Raw genomic sequence first — 21,325 nt, forward strand, 5'->3', positions numbered from 1 at the left:
CCAACAAGAGGTCTTACATGAATCTTATCAGCATTCCCGCCTTCCAGGACAATTACATTTGGTTATTGGATAACCAGAAAGGCCATTGCATTATTGTCGACCCCGGCGAAGCGCAACCGGTGCTCGACGCGCTTGATCGCCTGCATCTGGTACCTGACGCCATTCTGCTTACCCATCATCATCACGATCACGTTGGCGGCGTAGCGCAAATCACGGCGCGCTATCCTGAGCTGAAAGTCTATGGCCCACAAGAAACGGCCGACAAAGGCGCCAACCACGTCGTTCATGACGGCGAAACCATCGAAATAGACGGCCTAAAATTCGCCACAATCGCCGTTCCCGGACATACATTGGGACATGTGGCATTCTATAGCGCCCCTTATCTGTTCTGCGGAGACACTATTTTCTCTGCTGGCTGCGGCAGGCTGTTCGAAGGGACCGCCGAGCAAATGTTCGACTCATTTCAACAACTCGCGCAACTTCCCGATAACACCTTAATTTGTTGCGCGCATGAATATACGCTTTCAAATCTTAAGTTTGCGAGGGCTATTTTGCCGGAAGATCGAGAGATTGAAACATATCAGCAACAAGTCACTGCGTTACGGGCAAAAGGCCAACCCAGCGTGCCCACCACGCTACAATTAGAGCGTAAAATTAACGTATTTTTACGCTGTCATGACGCTGATTTACAAAGGAAATTAGGCTTTCATACGCCACCGCAACACCTTCATTCAGTTTTTTCCGAATTACGCCTGCGGAAAGACAACTTCTGAGCTTTTAGTTGTGTTATTTGACGAAGCAAAGTATGATTGCTCGTCTTTTAAGCAACTACATTGACACACACATGAAGGCTAAAGCGATATTTCTCGCCTCAGTCTTGCTAGTGGGGTGCCAGTCGTCCAGGCAGGACGCACCGGCCCCAGAACAGCATGCACAGAGTTTGTCTTCGGCAGGTCAAGATGGTGAAGCAGGAGAGTACACAGCGAATGGTCGAGCGAGCTCGGCGCGGTGGCTAGATAACAATAGTGGTGCCGCGCAACAGAACCTGTGGAACTTCATTAGCGACGAGCTGAAGATGGAGGTTCCGGAAAATTCCCGGATCCGTGATCAAAAAAGAAAGTACCTAAAAAGTAAGAGCTATCTCCACGATGTAACATTACGGGCAGAGCCGTACATGTACTGGATAGTCGGGCAGATTAAGAAACGTAATATGCCGATGGAACTGGTACTGCTACCCATAGTGGAGAGCGCTTTTGACCCACACGCCACGTCAAATGCCAACGCCGCAGGGCTATGGCAAATCGTGCCGCAAACGGGTCGGAACTATGGTTTGAAAAACAATCAGTGGTATGACGGGCGACGCGATGTTGTAGCCTCGACGACCGCTGCGCTTGATATGATGCAGTATTTGAACCGCATGTTTAACGGTGACTGGTTACTGACCATTGCCGCTTATAACAGTGGTGAAGGCCGTGTCATGCAGGCGGTTAAGGCGAATAAACGCCAGGGTAAGCCAACCAATTTCTGGGCATTGTCGCTTCCACGTGAAACGTCAATTTATGTCCCGAAAATGCTGGCACTGAGCGACATCATTAAAAACAGCAAGAAGTACGGTATCAATCTACCTAAGACTGATAACACCCGTGCACTGGCGCGTATTGATGTTGGGCAGCAGATACAGTTAACTCAGGCGGCTGAGATGGCTGGGCTTTCACTTACCAAGATGAAAGCTTACAACCCAGGCTACAAAAAAGGCGTTACGGCACCCAACGGGCCCCATTACATTATGGTTCCCAAAGGCCATGCCGATCAGCTGAAAGACTCGTTGGCCGACGGCCAAATCGCAGTGACTCAGCCAACAACCCAGTTGGCAAAGAACAGCGGTTTGACAGGCGGAAGTTCGTATAAAGTGCGCTCCGGCGACACGGTATCGGGCATTGCAAAACGGTTGAACATCAAGTCCAGCGATTTGCAGAGTTGGAACAACTTACGTGCCAAGAGCACCTTAAAAGTTGGGCAAACCCTGCAAGTGGCCAGCAACACTGGCAATAACAGCAGTATCACCTATCAGGTTCGTAAAGGTGATTCGCTTGCCAGTATTGCACGTCGTCACGGCGTCGATATTAACGACGTGATGCGTTGGAACTCAACGCTTGCAAAAGCCAACAACAGTCTGCAACCAGGTCTGAAATTGACCTTGTTTGTCAGCGATAAAACGTCGCCGGACACCTAAATTTCCGGCACAAAAAAAGCACCCTTCGGGGTGCTTTTTTATTGTCTGAATATTGGGCCCTGCCCTACCAGTGCGGTTTATCGGCTTCAGGATGAAACTCCACCAGCAGCGGGTTATGATCCGACGCACTGGTCACCAGCACCGAAGCCTCAGCCACACCCATATTGCGATAAAATACAAAGTCTAACGGACGCCCAAAGGCCTTACGGCGGTGATCATCCGTGAAGCTCACCTCACGCAATGCCATATCACTGGCAAACTGGTACAGCGCATTAATACGTTTACGGCTCCAGGCATTAAAATCACCGGCCATGATGACCGGTCCATGATGATTGGCAATTTGTTCACCTATCGGCCCCAGCTGCTTGCTATAAACGTCCACACCCAGGCTGAAGTTCACCGCATGGATATTCACGACCATCAATAGCTGGCCATTAAATAACGGATAGACGGTGATCAACGCCGACTTGGCTAATCGCAGCAGGGGTTCACGCTCGCGCAACGGGCAACAATAGACCGGATGCGCCGCCGCCAGCGTCATTACGCCGGACGGGTGCTGTGGCAACACAAAAGCAGGAACCTGATCGGCAGCCAGATAATTTGAGGTGGCAAAACTCACCAGTTCAGGCGTCGTTTGCGCTTCCTGCAACAATACCAGTTGCGCATCCTTACCATAACTTTTCAGCACCGAAAGCCAATCTGCCCGTTGCTGTTTAAAGATATTCCACACCATCACCCGTAACGCACCAGATGTGGGCAATGCAGCCCCGGGTGGCAGCGGTTGATTAATGGCGCCAGGGAAAATTCGCTCAACTGGCTGGCCTGCAACATACCTCATTGCATAAGTTCGTTTCGGCACGCTATTCGCCTATTTCCCATTAGGATGAAACTGGCGGTGACATTCCCGCCAACAATAATTCGATTATACGCCTGCCCTGACATGACGGCATGGCTTTTACGGGGCATACCCTTTTCAGTTATAGGGGCGTAAGGCGGGGAATTCAATCTTCTGACAGTATATGTGTGTAAAGGTTGGTGACGGTGGCGCATAAATGCAAAAAGGCCCGCAAAATGCGGGCCATGGAAAGGGAGATTAGGCCAGTTTCTGCCGGTATTTCTTATCCAAGCGTCCGCTAATGCCAACCAGTAACAGTGCCGCCAACACAATCAGCGCACCAATCCACGGCGTTTGCGCCAATCCCAGGCTTGCGACTGTTTGGCCGCCAATCACCGAACCCAGTGCAATACCCACGTTAAAGGCCGCGATATTCAGACCGGAAGCAACATCTACGGCATTTGGCGTGTACTGCTCTGCCTTCTGCACGACATACACCTGTAGGCCTGGAACGTTACCAAAGGCAAATACGCCCATCACGATCACCGTCATCAACGCAGCAACGCTGTGGCTAGCGGTGAACTGAAACACCAACAGCAACGCGGCCAGTGCGGCAAAAATAAAGCTGAGTGCGCGCACCGCCCCGTGTCGATCCGCCAGTTTGCCCCCCCAAATATTACCCATCGCCACTGCAATACCGTAGGCCAGCAGGATCCAACTGACCGCCGGTGCGGAAAAGCCCGCCAGTTCCTGCATCATTGGCGCCAGGAAGGTAAAGGTTGTGAACACACCGCCGTAACCCAATGCAGTAATCGCGTAAATCAGCAGCAGGCGCGGATGGGTCAGTACTTTAAACTGCTCACCAATACTGGCACTGGCCTGATTTTTAATCGTGTTTGGCACCAGAATAATGCTGGCGATGGTCGCAATCACACCGATAAACGACACCGCCAGGAAGGTTTCACGCCAACCGAAGTGCTGGCCGATAAAAGTCCCCAACGGCACCCCGGTCACCAGCGCGACAGTCAGGCCACCAAACATGATGGCAATCGCCGACGCCGCTTTCTCTTTCGCCACCAGGCTGGTGGCAATAGTGGAACCAATGGAGAAAAACACCCCATGGGCCAGCCCCGTCAGCAGACGTGCCACCACCAGCGACTCATAGCTTGGTGACTGCCAGGCCAATAAGTTACCCAAGGTAAACAACACCATCAGGCTGATCAGCAACAGCTTGCGCGGAACCCGACCCGTTAATGCCGTCAGGACCGGCGCACCAATGGCCACACCGATAGCGTAAATAGTCACTAACAGTCCGGCAGAAGGGACTGTCACCCCAAGTTGTTCTGCAATCGTCGGGATTAACCCAACAATCACGAACTCCGTCGTGCCGATAGCAAAGGCACTGATGGTCAATGCAAGTAATGCGAGAGGCATCTTTTTACTCCAAATAGCGTTCCAGTTGATGACGGCTATTATCGGCCCGTGCTTAAATGATAAAAATGCTCAAAATATCAAATTAATTTTGCCAAAGGAGCAATAGTGAAAGCGAACTCGGATGAGCTCATCACCTTCGTTACCGTGGTTGAAAGCGGCAGTTTCAGCCGAGCGGCGGAGCGGCTGGACCAAGCTAACTCGGTCGTCAGTCGTACGGTCAAGAAGCTGGAGACCAAGCTGGGCGTCACGTTGCTCAATCGCACTACGCGCCAGATCAGCCTGACACAGGAAGGGGAAAACTATTTCCGCCAGGTGCAGAAGGTACTGAGTGATATGGCTGCGGCAGAAAACGCCTTAATGGAAAGCCGCCAGCGCCCTCAAGGGTTACTGCGCGTTGATGCCGCAACACCGGTGGTGTTACACGTATTAACGCCGTTGGTGGCTGAGTTTCGGGCGCTCTACCCGGAAATGTCCTTGTCGCTGGTGTCCTCAGAAAACTTTATCAATCTGATAGAACGTAAGGTAGATATTGCTATTCGCGTCGGCGAATTGACCGACTCCAGCCTGAAAGCACGTAAACTGATGACCAGCTATCGGCACATACTGGCCTCCCCTGCCTATTTAGCGCAACACGGCACGCCAAAATCCGTAGAGGATCTGGCGCAGCACTGCTGCATAGGTTTTAACGACCTGCCCAGCCTGAACCGCTGGCCGCTCGCTTGCGCCGACGGTCGACAGCTAGAAATTACGCCGAGTCTGACCACCAACAGCGGTGAAACCCAGCGCCATCTGATCCTGCACGGTAACGGCATTGCCTGCCTGTCGGACTTTATGACTCATGCCGATATCAAACGCGGCGATCTGGTGCCAATCCTGGTGAAAGAGACCCTGCCGGTCGCGATGCCGATCAATGCGGTGTATTACAGCGACAGCGCCGTCAGCAACCGCCTGCGCAGCTTTATCGATTTTATCAGTGAGCGTCTGGCGCAATAAAAAAGGCGCCCATTAGGGCGCCTTGATGCGTATGGTGTTAAATCAATCCCAGTCCGGTGCCAAGCCTTCTGGGCTGACCAAACGGCCATTATTTTCCAACGTGGCGATCTCCGCCATGTCCTCGGCAGTCAGCGTCAGCTGTTGCGCCAGCAGGTTGCTCGCCAGGTTGTCACGTTTGGTTGATGAAGGAATCACCGCGTACCCCTGCTGTAGCGCCCAAGCCAGAATGACCTGTGCCGGGGTAGCATTGCGGCGTGCCGCGATCGCCTTGATTGTCTCATCCTGCAATGCTTTGCCATATGCCAGCGTCATGTAGGAAGTAATAGCAATGCCATGCTGTTGGGCAAACGCCACCACTTTGCGGTTCTGCAGGTAAGGTGAAAGCTCAATCTGATTTGTGGCGATCTGATCGCTCCCCACGGCGTCAATCGCCTGCTGCATCAGATCCAGAGTGAAGTTGGACACACCAATCTGGCGCGTCAGGCCCAGCGCTTTGGCCTCGGCTAACTCAGCCATAAACTCTGCGACAGAGACCTCATCATTCGGCGAAGGCCAGTGGATTAAGGTTAAATCAACATAGGACGTTTGCAGCTTTGTCAGGCTTTCTTGCAGGCTTGGGATCAGCTTGCCCTTAGCCAGATTGGCGATCCAGATCTTGGTGGTGATGAACAGCTCGTCACGCGGAACACCGCTGGCGGCAATCGCCTGGCCTACCGCCGCTTCGTTTTCGTAGATCTGCGCAGTATCGATAACGCGGTACCCCAGCTCAAGTGCGCGAGTGACCGAGTCGATCACGACCTGATCCTGAAGACGAAAGGTACCTAAACCAAATGCAGGGATGCTCATAATTTTATTCTCTCATTAGGATGTTGAAACGATATGAGAGGATTATGGCAACTGTTTTGTTGATCAAAAACGCCCTATTGCGCATAAGACTTTTGATTAAACAGCAACAATTGCCGGGGTGATCCCCCCGGCAATGAAGCGTTATGCCCAGCGACGCAGAATTAACGAGGTATTGATGCCACCAAATGCGAAGTTGTTCGATTGGACAAACTCCGTATCAATCTGGCGATAGTCACCCATGATGTAATCCAGTTCGCCACAGGCGCTGTCCGGCTCACTGAGGTTAATCGTCGGTGCAAAGCTGCCCTCACGCATCATCTCCAGCGCCATCCAGGCCTCCAGCGCGCCACACGCGCCCAGCGTATGGCCAAAATAACTCTTTAATGAAGAGATCGGCGTACGGTCACCGAAAATGGCCGCCGTTGCCTGACTTTCAGCGATATCGCCACGGTCTGTTGCCGTTCCGTGAGCGCTGATATACCCAATATCGCGGGTTGCCAACCCAGACGCTTTCAGCGCCTGTTGCATGCAAACTTGCATGGTTTCCTGCTGAGGCTGGGTAATATGTGCCGCATCACAGTTGGTCGCAAAGCTGATAATTTCACCGTAAATGGTGGCACCACGCGCCAGCGCGTGTTCCAACGATTCCAGGATCAGGGTTCCCGCGCCTTCACCAATGACCAAACCGTCACGTTGACGATCAAACGGGCGCGGTGAAAGCGCAGGGTGATCATTTTGCTGGCTGGTGGCAAACAACGTGTCGAACACCGCTGCCTCCGAAGGACATAGCTCTTCGGCGCCTCCTGCCACCATCACCGTTTGATAGCCGTGACGGATACTCTCGTAGGCGTAACCAATCGCCTGGCTGCCCGACGTACAGGCGCTGGAGGTCGGGATCACTCGCCCCCGCAAGCCGAAGAACAGGCCTGTATTGACCGCCGCAGTGTGAGGCATCATCTGCACATAGGTGGTGCCGGTAATATTGCCGGTGTGCTTTTCGGTCAACATGGTGGCGAACTCGCTGACTGGCTTGGTACTGCCGGTTGAGGAACCATAGGCGATGCCGGTCTCGCCGTTGGTCAATACAGCCTCACCCAGTAGCCCCGCTTGCTCCAGCGCCAATTCCGTCGCCCGAGTCGCCAGCAATGAAACGCGTCCCATCGAACGGATACGCTTGCGGGTATAGTGCTCCGGCAACACGAAATCCTCGACCGGAGCACCGAGGTGAGTGTTCAGCCCTTGATACTCTTCCCATTGTGCCATGTAACGCACGGCATTCTTGCCCTGCTTCAGGCGGCTGGACACGTCCGCCCAATTATTGCCAAAGGCGGTGATGCCCGCCATACCGGTAACGACTACGCGCTGCGTCATACCATTCCTCCATTAATGGAAATGACTTGCCGCGTCACATAACCGGCAATATCCGACATCAGGTAGCTGGCTAGCCCCGCCACCTCTTCCGCAGATCCCATGCGCTTGAGCGGAATAGCGCGCATTGCGTCATCCAACGCTGCAGGCTCCATGTCGATCATCCCTGTGTCAATCAGGCCAGGTGCAATGCAGTTAACCGTAATTTTGCGCTTTGCCAATTCAATCGCCAACGCCTTGCAAGCGCCTATCACACCGGCCTTGGCTGCACTGTAGTTGACCTGTCCACGATTTCCCATGACACCCGAGACCGAAGACAACGCGACAATCCGCCCCCCTTTGCGCAAGCCAATCATCGGCATGACACAAGGGTGCAGCACGTTGTAGAAGCTATCGAGGTTGGTATGGATCACACCATCCCAGTCGTCTTCACTTAATGCCGGGAAAGCGCCGTCGCGAGTGATACCCGCATTGTTCACCACACCATAATAAGCGCCGTGGGTGTCAATATCCTGCTCAAGCCGCTCACGGCACTCAATACGGTTGCTAATATCAAACTGAATCAACCGCCCTTGCCCGCCAGCACTGACAATCTGCTGCAGCGTGTGTTCTGCCCCGTTCTTATCGCTGTGGTAGTGAACTACTATCAAAAAGCCATCCGCAGCCAAGCGGCAGGCAATAGCCTGGCCGATTCCTTTGCTGGCGCCGGTGACTAAAACGGAACGCATCATGCGTCTCCCCTTAAGGTCGTCAATTGAATAATTTCTTGTTGATCAGGCTGATAGGTGTTCAACCTGCCCTGTGCTATTTGCACATTATTGATACTGATCTCGCATTCAAAGCTGGCTAACTTTTCATCTTTCAACAACTGATGCACGCTCACCAACAGTTCGCTACCGGCGGGAAAAGACGACAGTTCGCAGTGAATTGCGCGTCCGCCAAGCAGCATACCAAGCTGGGGCGGCTGAGCGCGCTGGCGACCATGCCAACCACTCCATACGCCAATCGCCTGCGCCATCAGCTCAATGCCATACCAGCCAGGCAACGCCCCTTGCGCGTCAAGGAAAGGGGCCAGCACGCCGTCACCGCTAACCATTACTGCGCATCGCGCATGTTCTTCCCCCACTTCCAGTACCCGCTCCAACAGCACCATAGGAGAAGCGTGAGGCAAGTAGTATTCGGCGTTGTGATACCGATTCACGGCGCATCTCCCAACAGCAGACAAGCGTTATTGCCACCGAAGGCAAAGGAATTGGACAAGATCGTACGTGGCCCCAACGACTGCGGCTGGCAAACCAGACCTATGGTTGGGAGTTCAGCATCGCGTGGCACAACGCTGAAATCCTGCTGTGGTAACGGCAGCTGTTCGGTCAGCAGTAACCAACTCAACGCAGCCTCTACGGCACCGGCAGCGCCCAACGTGTGGCCCGTGAGATGTTTGGTGGAACTGCAGGGGGTCTGAGAACCAAACAGGCGATTCACCACCTGAGCTTCAACCTGATCGTTCAGCCGCGTGGCGGTACCATGCAAATTAATATAGCCAACCTGCTCGACGCCCAAACCTGCCTGCCGCAGTGCCATTTGGATAGCCCGTTCGGCACCGTCACCCGTCGGGTGCGGCGCCGACATATGCCAGGCATCCGAAGATTCGCCGACGCCCAGCAGCGCTACGGGTGCCGCTTCCCGCGTTAACAACATCAATGCCGCCGCCTCGCCAATATTAATGCCGCTACGCCCGGTCGCGAAGGGTGTGCAACGTTCAGCGGACAGTGACTCCAGGCTGTTGAAACCATTGATTGGCATTTGGCACAAACTGTCAGCACCGCCGACAATCGCCGCATCCACCAGCCCTGCCTCAATCAGGCGCTTGCCGCTGATGATGGCGCGAGCACTCGAGGAACAGGCGGTAGACAGGGTATATGCCGGGCCACGGGTACCGAGGAAAGCACTGAGGAACTGGCCCGGATCGCCCAATTCCTGCTGCTGATAATCATAACCCTGCGGCCATTGCCCTGCATGGTACTGCTGTAACGCCAGCTCACCCTCGCGGATCCCCGAAGTACTGGTGCCCATAATCACCGCGACACGCTCCGCACCGTAACGGGCGATAGCCTCTCGCACCGGCGCATCAATCTGCGCCAGCGCCGCCAGCAGCAGGCGGTTGTTGCGTGAATTATGCCGTTTGAGTGACTCGGGAATGGTGGGTAACTCCCCCTGCACATTGCCAAACCAGGAGGGAGCGCCGCCGATGAGCCACTGCGTTTGCGGTTGCATGCCTGGCGACACGCCACGCGCCAGATTTTCTGCAATCTGCGGCAGGCTATTACCCAGTGCATTCACCATGCCTACGGCGGAGAAGTAGATCATTATTCGCTCCCCAGGTTTTGAATGGTGATGCGATAGTGGAAGGCGGATTGCGCAATAGAAACGGGTTCACGCCGCCCATCTGCTTGCTGGTAACGAATTTCACTGACGATCACCCCGCGATCATCATACAGGCGACGCATCTGGGGTTGATCCTCTAAGCGCCATCCCGCGGGCAACAAGGGCTGCCAATCGACTACCGGCCAATAGCTCAGCATAATGTCAGCTAGCACCTGGCTGGCTGGCGGCAGCTCACCCACGTTGATCAATTGTTCGGTGCGGATCCCCTGATGATCATAGGTCAGATTGAACAGGCGAATGCCGAGCGGTGACATACCCACCAGTTGCAGGCGCTGACCGTCAGCATTGAGTAATACCAGCATCGAATGCTGCTGCCCTTTTACGCTGGCGGTCAGTAACTGTTGCTGATTGAACGGTTGGGCCAGCGTCGGCGCGGGTAATGTTACCCGGGTACCGGGCTTCAGCCAGGCTTGTGGCAGGGTCTGATCCTGCGGGCTGGCACAGCCGGCCAGCACGGCGACCAGCATTAACAACATCATTCGTAAGCCGTGCATCAGGCTTTTCCTCTTTTTCTTTTTGTTGCTAACGTCAACGGTGCCAACAGAAATGCTACGGCGATTCCGCTGCTCAATACGATACCAAAACTGCTGATGGCCTGTGTATGACTCAGCACTAACATGCCGAAGGTCAGTTGAGTGGTGAATACCGCCATAAAGATGGCAAACATTGAGGTGGTCGGCGTACCACGGGGATTCGTAAAGAACAGCGTATAGTTAATGCCAATCCCCAGTACCAGCACCAGTGCCAATAACGAGAACAAATTCAACGTATGGCCACTCAATGCCAACACCGCAATACCGCTACCCAGTGACAACAGCGTTGGCACCATACAGCGCAGGCCATGGCGCAAACCAAAACGCCACAGATAGATAAGCGCAATCACCGCCACTGACAACATCAGCAAATACGAGAGATACAACCGGTATTGCCCAAAGAGTTCACTGAATTCGGTTTTACGATCGATCCATCCGGTGCCCGGCACTTGCTCGGCCAATGCCTGCATCGCCGAACTGTTTTGCACGCCGTTGACAGGTACCAACGCCGCACTGCGGCCATCAGGTAGCGTCAACCACAGCAACCGCCAGCCCTCGCTGACCACGCTGCCCATCCATTGTTCCGGTGTTACCCATTCAGGCGTCAAGTCCGGGGCGTTCAGCGCCAGATCCGCCTGCTGTAACTGCGCCATCACTTGGGGTACAACCCGTTGCAGCAAGGCAACATTCTGCTGCTGACGCTGAAGTGAAGGTAAAGGTAACAACCGATAATCCGCCAGTATGCCTTGCCGTTTAGCCTGTGCCAGCATGGGCTGCAACAGCTCCATTCGCTGTAGCAACTGTTCGGCATTAGTGCCGTAGACCACCAGCCATTTCTGATCGTTATGTTGCCCCGTTAGAGCGGCGATACGTTGTTCCTGCTGCTGCAGCGCCATTGGCAACGCCTGTAATTGCCCAATATCGTCGTCCACCTTCAATTGGCTGAAGCCGACTATCACCAGCAACAGCACTGCTCCGGGCAACCCATAACGCAGTGCTGGCCGATGACGCCAGGCATGTAACCAGCGCAAAATCAGCGTTAATCCCGGCGCCGGGCGCACAGGCAACCGACGCGATAACCGTGGGTACCAACATATCACCGTGATACAGGCGGCGCTCAGCCCTGCAGCGGCAAACACCGCCAATTGCTGTAAGCCCGGAAATGGCGCAATCAACAGCGCCAGGTAGGCAACCACGGTGGTCACTAACGCCATCGACAAGGCGGGCAACAGTTTCTGCAAACTGGCTAATGGCGTCGATTGCTGGCCATGTACCCTTCGTTCAGTCAGGAAATAGAGCGTGTAATCCGCCGAAATGCCGACAATGCTGATGCTTAGCACCAGCGTCATCACATGTATTTCTCCAAACGCCAGCAGCGTAGCGACAGTACCCGCCAATGCGCCAATGCTCACGGACAGCGCACACAATAACAGCGGCAACGGCGATCGGAACATCAACAACACCAATAAAAACACGCCCACGACCGACGCCAGGCCAATGGTGGAAATATCCCGTTCGGCCTGTTGGCTGGCGTAGTTGCTGTAAAACAGCGTGCCGCGGTTCAGCACCTCTGTGCCCGGCCAGCGTTGTTGCAGTTGTTGCTGCAGCGCGGCCAGTTTATCCACCGTTCGCCGAGCACTGGTGATGTCATAAGAAGATGCACTTAACTCCGCATGCAGCAGATACCAACTGCGGCCTTGTGCGTCGCGCGCCACTAGCCAGCCGTCGGACAGGCTCAACAACCCCCCGTTTTGCTGCTGCGCCAATTGCGAGGCACGTACCAGCATCAGCGGATCGTTAGCCAGTTCTTTACCGCTGACGCCGGCGAAAGCTGAATAGAGTTGCCCGAGGATCCACTGGCTTTGCGCATCCGGCCCCTGCTGAAGCCGTTGCCGGGTAGCGTCGTCCAACAATACGTTACGGTGCTGGTAGAAAAATCGCCCCCACTGCTGTTGGCGTTGCGCATCCATTGGCCCGCCAACCTGCTGCAGTTCGGGCATCTGCCGTAATTGCTGCCACCACCACTTCACCGCCGCGCTATCCGCGCCTGGCGGTGGGCTCACCAACCACATCAGTTGCCGATCGAGCCGGCGACTGAAACCATCAGCCAGTTCATCCGGCACCCCCACCAATTGCTGCTTGGGTAATAACGCCAAGACGCTACTATTAATCTGGCTACGCGGTAACAGCCAGCACAGCGCTGCAAGCAAGAGCAGACAAATCGCCAACCAACCCAAGGCTAACCGTCGGTGCAAGTCAGGACGCAAAACGCTGTTGCTCCGCAGCCGTCAGTGTCTGGGGTGCCGTTTTCTGGTTAAAGAAACGGATATGTGTGGCGTCACTTTGCATATCATCAATATCAATGGTTTCCAGGAATTGCTCACCATTGAGAGTAATGCGCTTGAACAACTTATCGAGCGGCGTGGTTTTCGGTGTCAGTACCAACCGCCATTGGTTGTGCCCAAGATCGCTGAATTGCAAAGCAAAGTTTTGTTCCAGTGCCTGGCTGTCAGCGTGAAACAGTGCGGTCAACAGATGGTTGAACTGAAACATCTGCGGGTTGTTTTCCGCCGTGACTACCTGCGGTGGCTGGCCTGCCAGGGTTTGTACCATACGTTTATCGTCCAACAGCAGGGTCAACGGGAAGGGTTTCTGCTGCGCCCACCACAGCCCTTTTTGCTGAGAAATCAAAAGCTCACCACTGGACTTCAAGGGCTTTGCCATGCCGCTAATGCTGCGTTGCTGTTCGAACTCGGCACGCAGTACCGGCTGTTGACTAAAGCGCTGTTGCAGCTCCGTCAGCGTTACCGCCTGCACGCTCAAGCTAAAAAAGGCAGCGATAGTTAGCACCCAGAATTTCATTGCGCCTCCTCGATGTTATCCAATAGCACCTGCGGCGAAACGAAACACATCTCTTTGCTGGCAATCTCTACTGCCACCTGAATGGTATGACCGCGAGTGGTTAACTGACCGCTATGTGCATCAAGGATACGGTAGCCAATACGCAGGCGATTTTCATATTCCTCCAGCTCGGCACAGACACTAATTTTCTGTTCAAACAGCACTGGGGCAATATATTTCACTCGCGTGTCGACGATCGGCCAAACATAGCCCGATGCCTGCATTTGCCGGTAGCCATAGTTAAACTGTTTCAGCAAAGCCTCACGGGCGATTTCAAAATAACGGAAGTAGTTACCATGCCAGACCACCCCCATGGCATCGGTATCATGGAAAGGAATGGTGATCTCAACCTTAACGGAAAATCGCGGATCGTCTTTTAGCTTCATGTCTCAGGCCTCTGTTGCGATGACGGTTGCGACGTCAACTGCCAGAAATCGAAAAAATTAAACCAGTCGAGCGGTGCCAGCAGACAATAATGTTCCAGCCGCGCGGCATACTGGTCCACCGCCTTTTGCAACGCCTGCTGGCGCTGTTGACGGGGTAAAATTAGCGGATCGGCAAAGGGTTCAAAATAGACGTTAAGATGCCCCTGCTGCTTGAGGCCGAACATCAGAAATACCGGGCAGCGCAACGCGGCTGCCAGAATGAATGGGCCCTGCGGAAACGGTGCAGGGTGACCGAGGAAACGGCTCCACACGACACGCGGCTGCTCACGGCGCTGGAATTTGCCCGCGGAAGTACGATCGCCCACGATCGCCACCCATTCACCGGCATCCAGTTTATCCTGCAAGCGCATCGCCGTTTCTGGTCCCAACGACGTCACAGAAATCAAATTCACATTGGCGCGGGGATTAACCTCTTTCATCAACTGATTGAAACGCTCGGCGTGTTCCGTAAACACCAGCGCATTGACCGTCACGCCGGAACCCAACTCCCCCAGCGCCCGACAGGATTCAATATCTCCCAAGTGCGAGGCCAGAATTAAGGTTCCCTTGCCGCTGGCAATTTGATGTTCGCACAGAGAAGGATTCACCAACTTGATATCGCTCAGCTCGCCTTGCCAACTTGCCAGCTTATTAAGCATCGCATCACCAAAGCGCATAAAATGACGGAAGCTGTCGAGTGGCCCGGGCAACGGCTGCTGCCGCCCCTGGGCAAACAGCTGCAGGCGCTGCAGATAGTCTCGCGATGCCTCCCGCTGAGTACGGCCAGTCAGCCAGAAATAGCCGATCACCGGATACAGCAGTAGTTGAAAAGCCCGGCGGCCGAACAGACGGTACACCCGCAACATCAGCCGAATTCCCCACAGGCCCTGACGCTCTTGCGTCGCCGACCAATGTTCTGGGGCAGCCAACCGACGCCGCTGGCGCAACAAGCGGGGAATACGCGGCAACATGCCGAAAAACAAACGGGTATGCATCCAGGATATGCGCAAATTATCGCGCAGCGCATCGAAGTGGGAAACGCCGTCGGCAGGATAGGTCACGCGCGTGGGTAGAAAACGGCTTGCGACCCCCTGCCAATATAGCCTGACCATCACTTCGGTATCAAAATCCATGCGTTTGCCAAGCGGTTGGCGTGTCGTCAACGCCAGCGTCGACGCCACCGGATAGACACGAAAACCGCACATGCTGTCTTTCAATGACAGTGACAGGGTTTCGATCCACACCCAAACATGGGTGATATAGCGGCCATACAAACGCGCTTTCGGCACTGAGCTGTCATACACAGGCCGACCGGAGATCAGACAGTCTGGGTACCTTTGCGCTTCGGCTATCATGGCCGGGATATCGCTCAGTTGATGCTGACCGTCGGCGTCCACCTGTAAAGCATGGCTGTAACCCTGCCGTTGTGCCAACTGCAAACCGGCGATTACTGCCGCGCCTTTGCCTTGATTTTGCTCCAGCCGCAGTAACATGACCCATGGCAGCCCAGCAGCCAACCGCTGCAACTCCTGCTCGGTCGCGGGATCACTACCATCATCGACAACCAGGCATGGCAAGCCATAGCCTGCCAGCGCAGCCAGCACTGCTGGCATCATCTGCCCATGATTAAAGCAAGGGATAATAATGCAGGGAGAGAAGGGTGCGCTCACTGACATAATGAGATCTTGCCGCTGCTGGCCGTCGCCTCACCCACGCGGTAACTAAACAACAGCTTCTGCCGCGCGGGTTGCCATTCAAGCTGTAACGTCACTGTTTGTTCAGGTAGCAAGGGTTGTTGAAACTTGATCACCTCGATCCCCTTGAACTCGGCCTCAATAGCCAGCAACTGCCGGGCATACTGCATAACCCAGTTCAACTGCGTGACCCCAGGCAAGATCGGGTGTTCTGGAAAATGACCCCGAAACCAAAACAGCCCGGCAGGTAAACGCAGCTGCAGGCTGGCATGCGTTGAATCACTCACCTGTTGTTGCAGCACCTCAGGTTGCATCATAAAAATAGCTCCTGTAGTTCGGCATAGGCGCGTTTACCTTGTGGGTTAAGCGGAATGGCGTCGATAATACGCCAACTGCGTGGCAGGGCCACCGGCTCTAGCCAACACCGTAATGCCTGATGCAACGCACGGGTAAACTCCCCTTCAGACAAGGCATGCCGGCGCGTTTCACCATACGCAGACAGTACAATCACCGCCGCCAATACAGTGCGACCCCTTCGCTGTTGCGTTATCACCGCAGCATCGGCGATCTCCGGCAGAGAAATGAGGCGTTGCTCGACTTCGGTTAGCGACAGGCGTTTCTCTTCCAGCTTGATAATACGGTCAGCACGCCCCTTTAACTGAAATTGCCGGCCATCTGGCGCAAGCTGAATAATATCGCTCAGCACCAGTTCACCGGTATCGGGTATTAATGGGGACATAGCCTGAACACTGCCATCTGAGTTTACCGTTAACCTTACATCCGCAAACGGCTGCCACAATGTCTCTTCACGATCTTGCCTGCGCCAGGCCAACGTACCCGTTTCCGTCGTGCCATAAATTTCCAACGGCAATACGCCCAGCGCTTGCTTAGACTGCATTGCTTCCGCGCAGGATAGCGGACCACCTGCGGAAATAACATCAACGCACTCTGCAATAGCCAACCGGTTATCTAATCGTTTAAGCCACGCGGGACTGCTGACGAACACTAAACGTTGCCCCTGGTGCTGAGCAATCAACTGTTCATGGTATTGCGTCAGCTGCGCATCAAAGGGCAGGCCCAAAGCCAGCGGCAGAAACACCCGAAAGCTCAGGCCATACATATGTTGGTGAGAGACCGAGGCAACGACGCGACATCCCTGGAAAGTATCGCCCCACGTTGCGGCCAAAAGCTCGCTTTCGCGGTCCATGCAGCTTACAGATTTATTCACCGCTTGCGGCTGGCCGGTCGATCCGGAAGTATAAAGGATAAAGTGAGGATCCCGAGGCCAGGCAGGTAAGGCTATATCTGCACCAGCGTCCTCGGATACAGCCAAAATGGGTACGCCGGGATTAAGAGCAAGATCGGTCAATAACGCATCGAAATCCGTTCGCTGCTCTTTGAGGATAGCCTCACGTTGGTGACCAAAAATCACGGGCACCTTGCCAGCATACAAAGACGCCAGCAACGCGACAGCAAAGCGATAGCTATCATCAAAACACAGCGCCCAGCGGCGCTCTTCCCTGCCCAGCAGTTTTTCGGTCAACGCCGCAACGTCACGGCGAAATTGGCCAAGACATAATGCTTTGTCGCCACGCCAGGCGATAAGCACCCTATCGTCGCGTGCCGAACTAAGCCATTGGCTCATTGGCAAACTTAGATGTGCCTGACCCTTTTCCTGACTATCCATTCAATACCCATTAATGCTCCCATCAGCAGATAGCTGATGCCGCCGTTATACAGCGTCCAAAGTGCAATATCACCGGACAAACAGGTTGCCAGCGCTATTGCACCGTTAACAATAAAAAAGCCACACCACACCTGAGTCACCCGCCGCGTATAAATAATGCCGGCGCAGTCCAACTGCGGCTCTGTCATTCGGGCCAGCCGCTCAACCACCGTGGGTGGTACAAACAGGGAGTATACAAACAGTATCAACAGTAATGCGTTGACCAGTACGGGGTAATACAACAACCAATGGTTCTGTTTCAGCGCCCAACTGACAAGCGCCAGTAGAATGCCAACGATGGCTAACGCTTTGCCCAGCCACATTTGCTGACGCAGTTTACCGCGCAGTACGAACAGACGAAGGGTAAAGAGCGTCACCAATAACGGCACCAAGACAGTGGTTCCCCAGCGTGATAACCCCACCCAGACCGCCACCGGGTAAAGCAGCAGCACTAGCCAGGTCGCAGCCTGCAGCAACCGTAACACCCCATTTAGCCAAGGAACGGTATTCACCTTCACGCCCTGGCCTTAGCTGTCTGACTTCAGCAACGCATCGATGGCATCAACCACGTCTTGCACAGTACGTACCGACTTGAACATTTCAGGTTTGATCTTCTTACCGGTTGTTTTCTGCAGGTGCACCACGAGATCAACTGCATCAATACTGTCTAGCTCTAATTCTTCGTACAGCCGAGACTCGGGTTTGATGTCATCGGCATCCAACTCGAACAACTTGACCAGTAATGCCTGAATTTGCAGGTAAATTTCTTGCTTATCCATGAAAACCCCTTATTTGCTACGCTGTGCAGAAACAAACTTCGCCAGCGTTTCCACGGAATAAAAATGTTGCCGCATATCTTGGCTTTCAGCCGACAGCACTACGCCATAACGGTTCTTTAGTGCTAAGCCCAGCTCCAAGGCGTCAATGGAGTCCAAGCCCAGTCCATCACCAAACAGCGGCGCCTCGGCGTCAATCTCCTCCGGTGTCATACCTTCAAGATTGAGCGTATCAATGATCAATTGCTTGATTTCAGAGCTCAATAAATTCATTACGCTATTTCTCATTATTTATAGAATCTGACTGTAAAGCGTCAGTTAAATGCTGGGTTAATCTTCTTGCCGCGAGGGCGGGAGAAACGTCATTCGCATGTATAAATGCGCGAGCGTCGATCTTGTCCTGAACGGTGATGCGGAACTGCGGTTTTATCGGCGGGATCTTATACCATTTGCCCTCTTTCGTCAGCATAGGTGGCTGGCAGTGGATATGCACCACGCGGATATCACACTGGCTACGTAGCGCAATATTGGCTGCCCCACGTTGCAGGGTCAGCCCCTTGCCCGGCGTCGTGCGTGTCCCTTCAGGAAAGATCAGGATAGTTCCACCGCTGGCCAGACGTTGGCGGCAGTGTTCCAACAAAATATCCGACTGCGCGTTGGCCAGATAGCCCGCAGCTTTGATCACACCACTGACAAACACGTTACTCAGTAATGCTTCCTTGACGATACAGTCGCAGCGCGGCATCTGTGAAGCCAGCAACACATAATCCAGTAGGCTGGGATGATTGGCGATAACCAAACAGCCACTGTCCTCACTTAAGCGTTCAACGTTGTCGAAATGGTAGTCCAGTACACCGAAAAAACGCGTCGTTGCCAGAAAAAAGCGGAAACTATGTCGGATCGCGTTTTGTGTCAGCCGGCTACGGCGCGCAGGATCGCGCACCACCAGACGCATCAGGTTAAACCAAACGCCTGATAGCAGCAGGCCGCCCAGACCGAAAAGAGAAAAGCAAAAGCCGGTGGCCACTACCCGCCAACAGCGATTAACCCAGGACGATTGTTCGGGCACATTTTCCGCAGATATCGTCGTTGCCATCAGCGCCCCCACGACCAGCCGTGCCGCGGGCCCGGAACAGTGAATGCATCATCAGTGCGCAACCAACCGCGCAAGAACGACAGGCTTTGTGGTTCCTGACAGCCCGTCGGCCCGTCGTCTACGGCGTTGCAATGCAGTGAACCACCGCTTTCCAACAGCAACGCGACAGCATAAGGGTAGGAATTCGCGGGAGTAAAAGGCCGGTAAACTTCCGGCACAACACCGTCAAAATCAATTAATAGCACCCGCTCCGCGCTACCCGTCGCCAATACGGCCTGGGCCTCTATCATGCCCTGCTGAAAGCTGTCTTCACCGGCGGCCAATGATGTCGTTGGCAAGATATTCTTCGCCATAATCGTTAACCAACCGGCAGCCGTGTTGTGCACCGACATGGCAAAATCCGTTGGCGATAACGGCTGTTCTTGATGCAGATGTTGGAGAATTTTGTGTGTCCGCGCTAACTCACCATGACGGCTGGTAAAGATCGCCATATCCGCCTGGAAGTCATTCAGTAAGATGAGTCCACTCTCTACTGCCAAACGCGTTCCGACACTCATTCGACGTAGCGACATCATGGGAATATGTGAACAACCGGGTAATGCACCCTGTGATTCAGTAGCAAATGAGTTGTCTGCAGCCCATTGACGCCAAGCTTCACGCGTTCCACGATCGGGAGCCATTGCCCACCAACTGAGTATATTCATGTCGCCGCCATATAAGGGTATTACCGGTCAAAGAAATTGCGTGGGTAAATTTATTATATCTGACCTCAGATTGCATTCCCAAAATTCCTATTTTTGCACGGAATATCCAATTAAAATATTAGGAATACTTATCGACATACCGCAGTGAGACTTGAGTAAAAAGAGAATTATCACGATGAAAACCAGCAATATTTGTCGAAAAGAATCTATAGAGGTATCTTAATGAGGGGATACCATACCGCGCTCTTCGTGTATGGCTAATACATTTCTTATTTACGACCGCTCATGGAAAAGAGTATGAAACCATTAAAGCTCATTTTAACTGGCGTATTCGCCGCAGTTCTGGTCAGTGGGTGTGCAGGCACTGCACCGGTAAAAAACATCAATCAGAATGTTGTAGGGAGTCACACTGAAGCACAAGTGCGCCAGGCCATTCTCGCTGCCGGGCTGAATCGCAACTGGATGCTGAATCCGACGAGTGATGGCGTGATAGATGGCAAAATCCTGTTACGCGGGCACAGTGCTAACATCCGTATCACTTACAATACAAATAGTTATCAGATTAAGTATCTGGGCAGCAGTAATATGGATGCCAAAGATGGAAAGATTCATCCAAACTATAACCGCTGGGTAGCCAATCTTGATAAAGATATACAGTTAGAATTGGCGCGCCAGAATATTAAATAACAATAATAAGAAGCATTAACCCGGCAGAGATAATACTGCCGGGCATAGTGTTCTTTATATCGGCATTTATTTAGATAAATCTTTATAAAAACAGGGTTTCACCACATAAATCACGCAAAAATATTATGTTTCTTTGGATTTTGCATATGAAAAAGCCCTGAGTCATAGACTCAGGGCTTATCAATTAGTGGCGGAACGGACGGGGCTCGAACCCGCGACCCCCTGCGTGACAGGCAGGTATTCTAACCAACTGAACTACCGCTCCACCGGTTCTTTCACGTCACATCTATCGATGTGGGCAAAACCGCACTTGGCGATTCTGCTCATTACCGGGTGTCAAACCGATAACGTTTAATTGATGCCTGGCAGTGTCCTACTCTCGCATGGGGAGACCCCACACTACCATCGGCGCTACGGCGTTTCACTTCTGAGTTCGGCATGGGGTCAGGTGGGACCACCGCGCTATTGCCGCCAGGCAAATTCTGTTTCATTCCGGCCGTTACTCGCGTAACCACCAAAACCAATCTCGGAACCCGCTGAAAATCTTTCGTCTGCTCTAAAAACACCTTTGGTGTTGTAAGGTTAAGTCTCACGGATCATTAGTACTGGTTAGCTCAATGCATCGCTGC

General features: G+C 53.5%; 23 protein-coding genes, 1 tRNA gene and 1 rRNA gene. 4 read left to right on the plus strand and 21 right to left on the minus strand.

Features of this window, described 5'->3' with window-relative positions:
• Positions 1-17: 17 nt before the first annotated feature.
• Positions 18-773, plus strand: a complete 756-nt coding sequence (gene gloB / locus ACI2J2_RS13590) for a hydroxyacylglutathione hydrolase (RefSeq protein ID WP_209636926.1) — start codon at positions 18-20, stop codon at positions 771-773.
• Between the two features lie 71 nt (positions 774-844).
• Positions 845-2,233, plus strand: coding sequence for a murein transglycosylase D (gene mltD, locus ACI2J2_RS13595; protein ID WP_209636928.1), 1,389 nt, complete (start codon positions 845-847; stop codon positions 2,231-2,233).
• Between the two features lie 64 nt (positions 2,234-2,297).
• Here the strand turns inward: mltD and ACI2J2_RS13600 are convergent, their stop codons facing one another.
• Positions 2,298-3,092: an endonuclease/exonuclease/phosphatase family protein gene (locus ACI2J2_RS13600; RefSeq protein ID WP_073963495.1), complete on the minus strand. Its 795-nt coding sequence runs from the start codon at positions 3,090-3,092 to the stop codon at positions 2,298-2,300.
• Between the two features lie 234 nt (positions 3,093-3,326).
• On the minus strand, positions 3,327-4,502 hold the full coding sequence (locus ACI2J2_RS13605) for an MFS transporter (RefSeq protein WP_404760248.1): 1,176 nt from the start codon (positions 4,500-4,502) through the stop codon (positions 3,327-3,329).
• Between the two features lie 105 nt (positions 4,503-4,607).
• Here ACI2J2_RS13605 and yafC point away from each other — a divergent pair, with 105 nt between their 5' ends.
• Positions 4,608-5,495, plus strand: coding sequence for a DNA-binding transcriptional regulator YafC (yafC, locus tag ACI2J2_RS13610; RefSeq protein WP_209636859.1), 888 nt, complete (start codon positions 4,608-4,610; stop codon positions 5,493-5,495).
• 42 nt (positions 5,496-5,537) lie between these two features.
• Here yafC and dkgB read toward each other — a convergent pair whose 3' ends face one another.
• The 17 genes from dkgB to ACI2J2_RS13695 all read right to left on the minus strand — a co-directional run bounded on the left by dkgB (position 5,538) and on the right by ACI2J2_RS13695 (position 20,009).
• Positions 5,538-6,341, minus strand: coding sequence for a 2,5-didehydrogluconate reductase DkgB (gene dkgB, locus ACI2J2_RS13615; protein ID WP_404760249.1), 804 nt, complete (start codon positions 6,339-6,341; stop codon positions 5,538-5,540).
• 141 nt (positions 6,342-6,482) lie between these two features.
• Complete coding sequence (locus tag ACI2J2_RS13620; RefSeq protein ID WP_209636863.1) at positions 6,483-7,712, minus strand: beta-ketoacyl-ACP synthase; 1,230 nt, start codon at positions 7,710-7,712, stop codon at positions 6,483-6,485.
• Complete coding sequence (locus ACI2J2_RS13625) at positions 7,709-8,440, minus strand: 3-ketoacyl-ACP reductase FabG2 (RefSeq protein ID WP_265554839.1); 732 nt, start codon at positions 8,438-8,440, stop codon at positions 7,709-7,711. The genes ACI2J2_RS13620 and ACI2J2_RS13625 overlap by 4 nt, the downstream gene beginning before the upstream one ends.
• Entirely contained in the window at positions 8,437-8,910 is a 474-nt protein-coding gene (locus tag ACI2J2_RS13630; protein WP_209636867.1) for a hotdog family protein, read from the minus strand. Before ACI2J2_RS13630 ends, ACI2J2_RS13625 begins: the two co-directional genes overlap by 4 nt.
• Positions 8,907-10,076, minus strand: a complete 1,170-nt coding sequence (locus ACI2J2_RS13635; RefSeq protein WP_209636869.1) for a beta-ketoacyl-[acyl-carrier-protein] synthase family protein — start codon at positions 10,074-10,076, stop codon at positions 8,907-8,909. Before ACI2J2_RS13635 ends, ACI2J2_RS13630 begins: the two co-directional genes overlap by 4 nt.
• Entirely contained in the window at positions 10,076-10,648 is a 573-nt protein-coding gene (locus ACI2J2_RS13640) for a DUF3261 domain-containing protein (protein ID WP_404760250.1), read from the minus strand. The genes ACI2J2_RS13635 and ACI2J2_RS13640 overlap by 1 nt, the downstream gene beginning before the upstream one ends.
• On the minus strand, positions 10,648-12,954 hold the full coding sequence (locus ACI2J2_RS13645) for an MMPL family transporter (RefSeq protein WP_404760251.1): 2,307 nt from the start codon (positions 12,952-12,954) through the stop codon (positions 10,648-10,650). The genes ACI2J2_RS13640 and ACI2J2_RS13645 overlap by 1 nt, the downstream gene beginning before the upstream one ends.
• The gene (locus ACI2J2_RS13650; protein WP_404760252.1) at positions 12,944-13,549 is read right to left on the minus strand and encodes an outer membrane lipoprotein carrier protein LolA; all 606 of its coding nucleotides are present in this window, start codon (positions 13,547-13,549) and stop codon (positions 12,944-12,946) included. The genes ACI2J2_RS13645 and ACI2J2_RS13650 overlap by 11 nt, the downstream gene beginning before the upstream one ends.
• The gene (locus tag ACI2J2_RS13655; RefSeq protein ID WP_209636877.1) at positions 13,546-13,974 is read right to left on the minus strand and encodes a thioesterase family protein; all 429 of its coding nucleotides are present in this window, start codon (positions 13,972-13,974) and stop codon (positions 13,546-13,548) included. The genes ACI2J2_RS13650 and ACI2J2_RS13655 overlap by 4 nt, the downstream gene beginning before the upstream one ends.
• On the minus strand, positions 13,971-15,689 hold the full coding sequence (locus ACI2J2_RS13660; protein ID WP_404760253.1) for a glycosyltransferase: 1,719 nt from the start codon (positions 15,687-15,689) through the stop codon (positions 13,971-13,973). The genes ACI2J2_RS13655 and ACI2J2_RS13660 overlap by 4 nt, the downstream gene beginning before the upstream one ends.
• Positions 15,680-16,024, minus strand: a complete 345-nt coding sequence (locus tag ACI2J2_RS13665) for a 3-hydroxyacyl-ACP dehydratase FabZ family protein (RefSeq protein WP_404760254.1) — start codon at positions 16,022-16,024, stop codon at positions 15,680-15,682. The genes ACI2J2_RS13660 and ACI2J2_RS13665 overlap by 10 nt, the downstream gene beginning before the upstream one ends.
• A complete protein-coding gene (locus tag ACI2J2_RS13670; protein ID WP_404760255.1) occupies positions 16,021-17,352 on the minus strand; it encodes an AMP-binding protein in 1,332 nt (443 codons plus the stop codon). Before ACI2J2_RS13670 ends, ACI2J2_RS13665 begins: the two co-directional genes overlap by 4 nt.
• Before the next feature lie 8 nt (positions 17,353-17,360).
• Positions 17,361-17,945, minus strand: a complete 585-nt coding sequence (locus ACI2J2_RS13675; protein ID WP_404760256.1) for a hypothetical protein — start codon at positions 17,943-17,945, stop codon at positions 17,361-17,363.
• Between the two features lie 15 nt (positions 17,946-17,960).
• A complete protein-coding gene (locus ACI2J2_RS13680; protein WP_265554857.1) occupies positions 17,961-18,212 on the minus strand; it encodes an acyl carrier protein in 252 nt (83 codons plus the stop codon).
• 9 nt (positions 18,213-18,221) lie between these two features.
• Positions 18,222-18,482: a phosphopantetheine-binding protein gene (locus ACI2J2_RS13685; RefSeq protein ID WP_037426925.1), complete on the minus strand. Its 261-nt coding sequence runs from the start codon at positions 18,480-18,482 to the stop codon at positions 18,222-18,224.
• Positions 18,483-18,486: 4 nt separating this feature from the next.
• A complete protein-coding gene (locus ACI2J2_RS13690; protein WP_404760257.1) occupies positions 18,487-19,305 on the minus strand; it encodes a lysophospholipid acyltransferase family protein in 819 nt (272 codons plus the stop codon).
• Positions 19,305-20,009: a beta-ketoacyl synthase chain length factor gene (locus ACI2J2_RS13695; RefSeq protein WP_404760258.1), complete on the minus strand. Its 705-nt coding sequence runs from the start codon at positions 20,007-20,009 to the stop codon at positions 19,305-19,307. The genes ACI2J2_RS13690 and ACI2J2_RS13695 overlap by 1 nt, the downstream gene beginning before the upstream one ends.
• 297 nt (positions 20,010-20,306) lie before the next feature.
• On the opposite strand from ACI2J2_RS13695, the gene ACI2J2_RS13700 reads away from it, so the two are divergent.
• Positions 20,307-20,696: a hypothetical protein gene (locus ACI2J2_RS13700; protein ID WP_209636891.1), complete on the plus strand. Its 390-nt coding sequence runs from the start codon at positions 20,307-20,309 to the stop codon at positions 20,694-20,696.
• Positions 20,697-20,884: 188 nt separating this feature from the next.
• Here the strand turns inward: ACI2J2_RS13700 and ACI2J2_RS13705 are convergent.
• Together ACI2J2_RS13705 and rrf are read right to left on the minus strand one after the other, a co-directional pair.
• Positions 20,885-20,961: transfer RNA gene (locus ACI2J2_RS13705), tRNA-Asp, on the minus strand.
• 95 nt (positions 20,962-21,056) lie between these two features.
• Positions 21,057-21,172 (minus strand): 5S ribosomal RNA (gene rrf, locus ACI2J2_RS13710).
• Positions 21,173-21,325 lie beyond the last annotated feature (153 nt).

Source organism: Serratia sp. NPDC087055 (assembly GCF_044900985.1).
In the GTDB taxonomy this organism is placed as follows: domain Bacteria; phylum Pseudomonadota; class Gammaproteobacteria; order Enterobacterales; family Enterobacteriaceae; genus Serratia.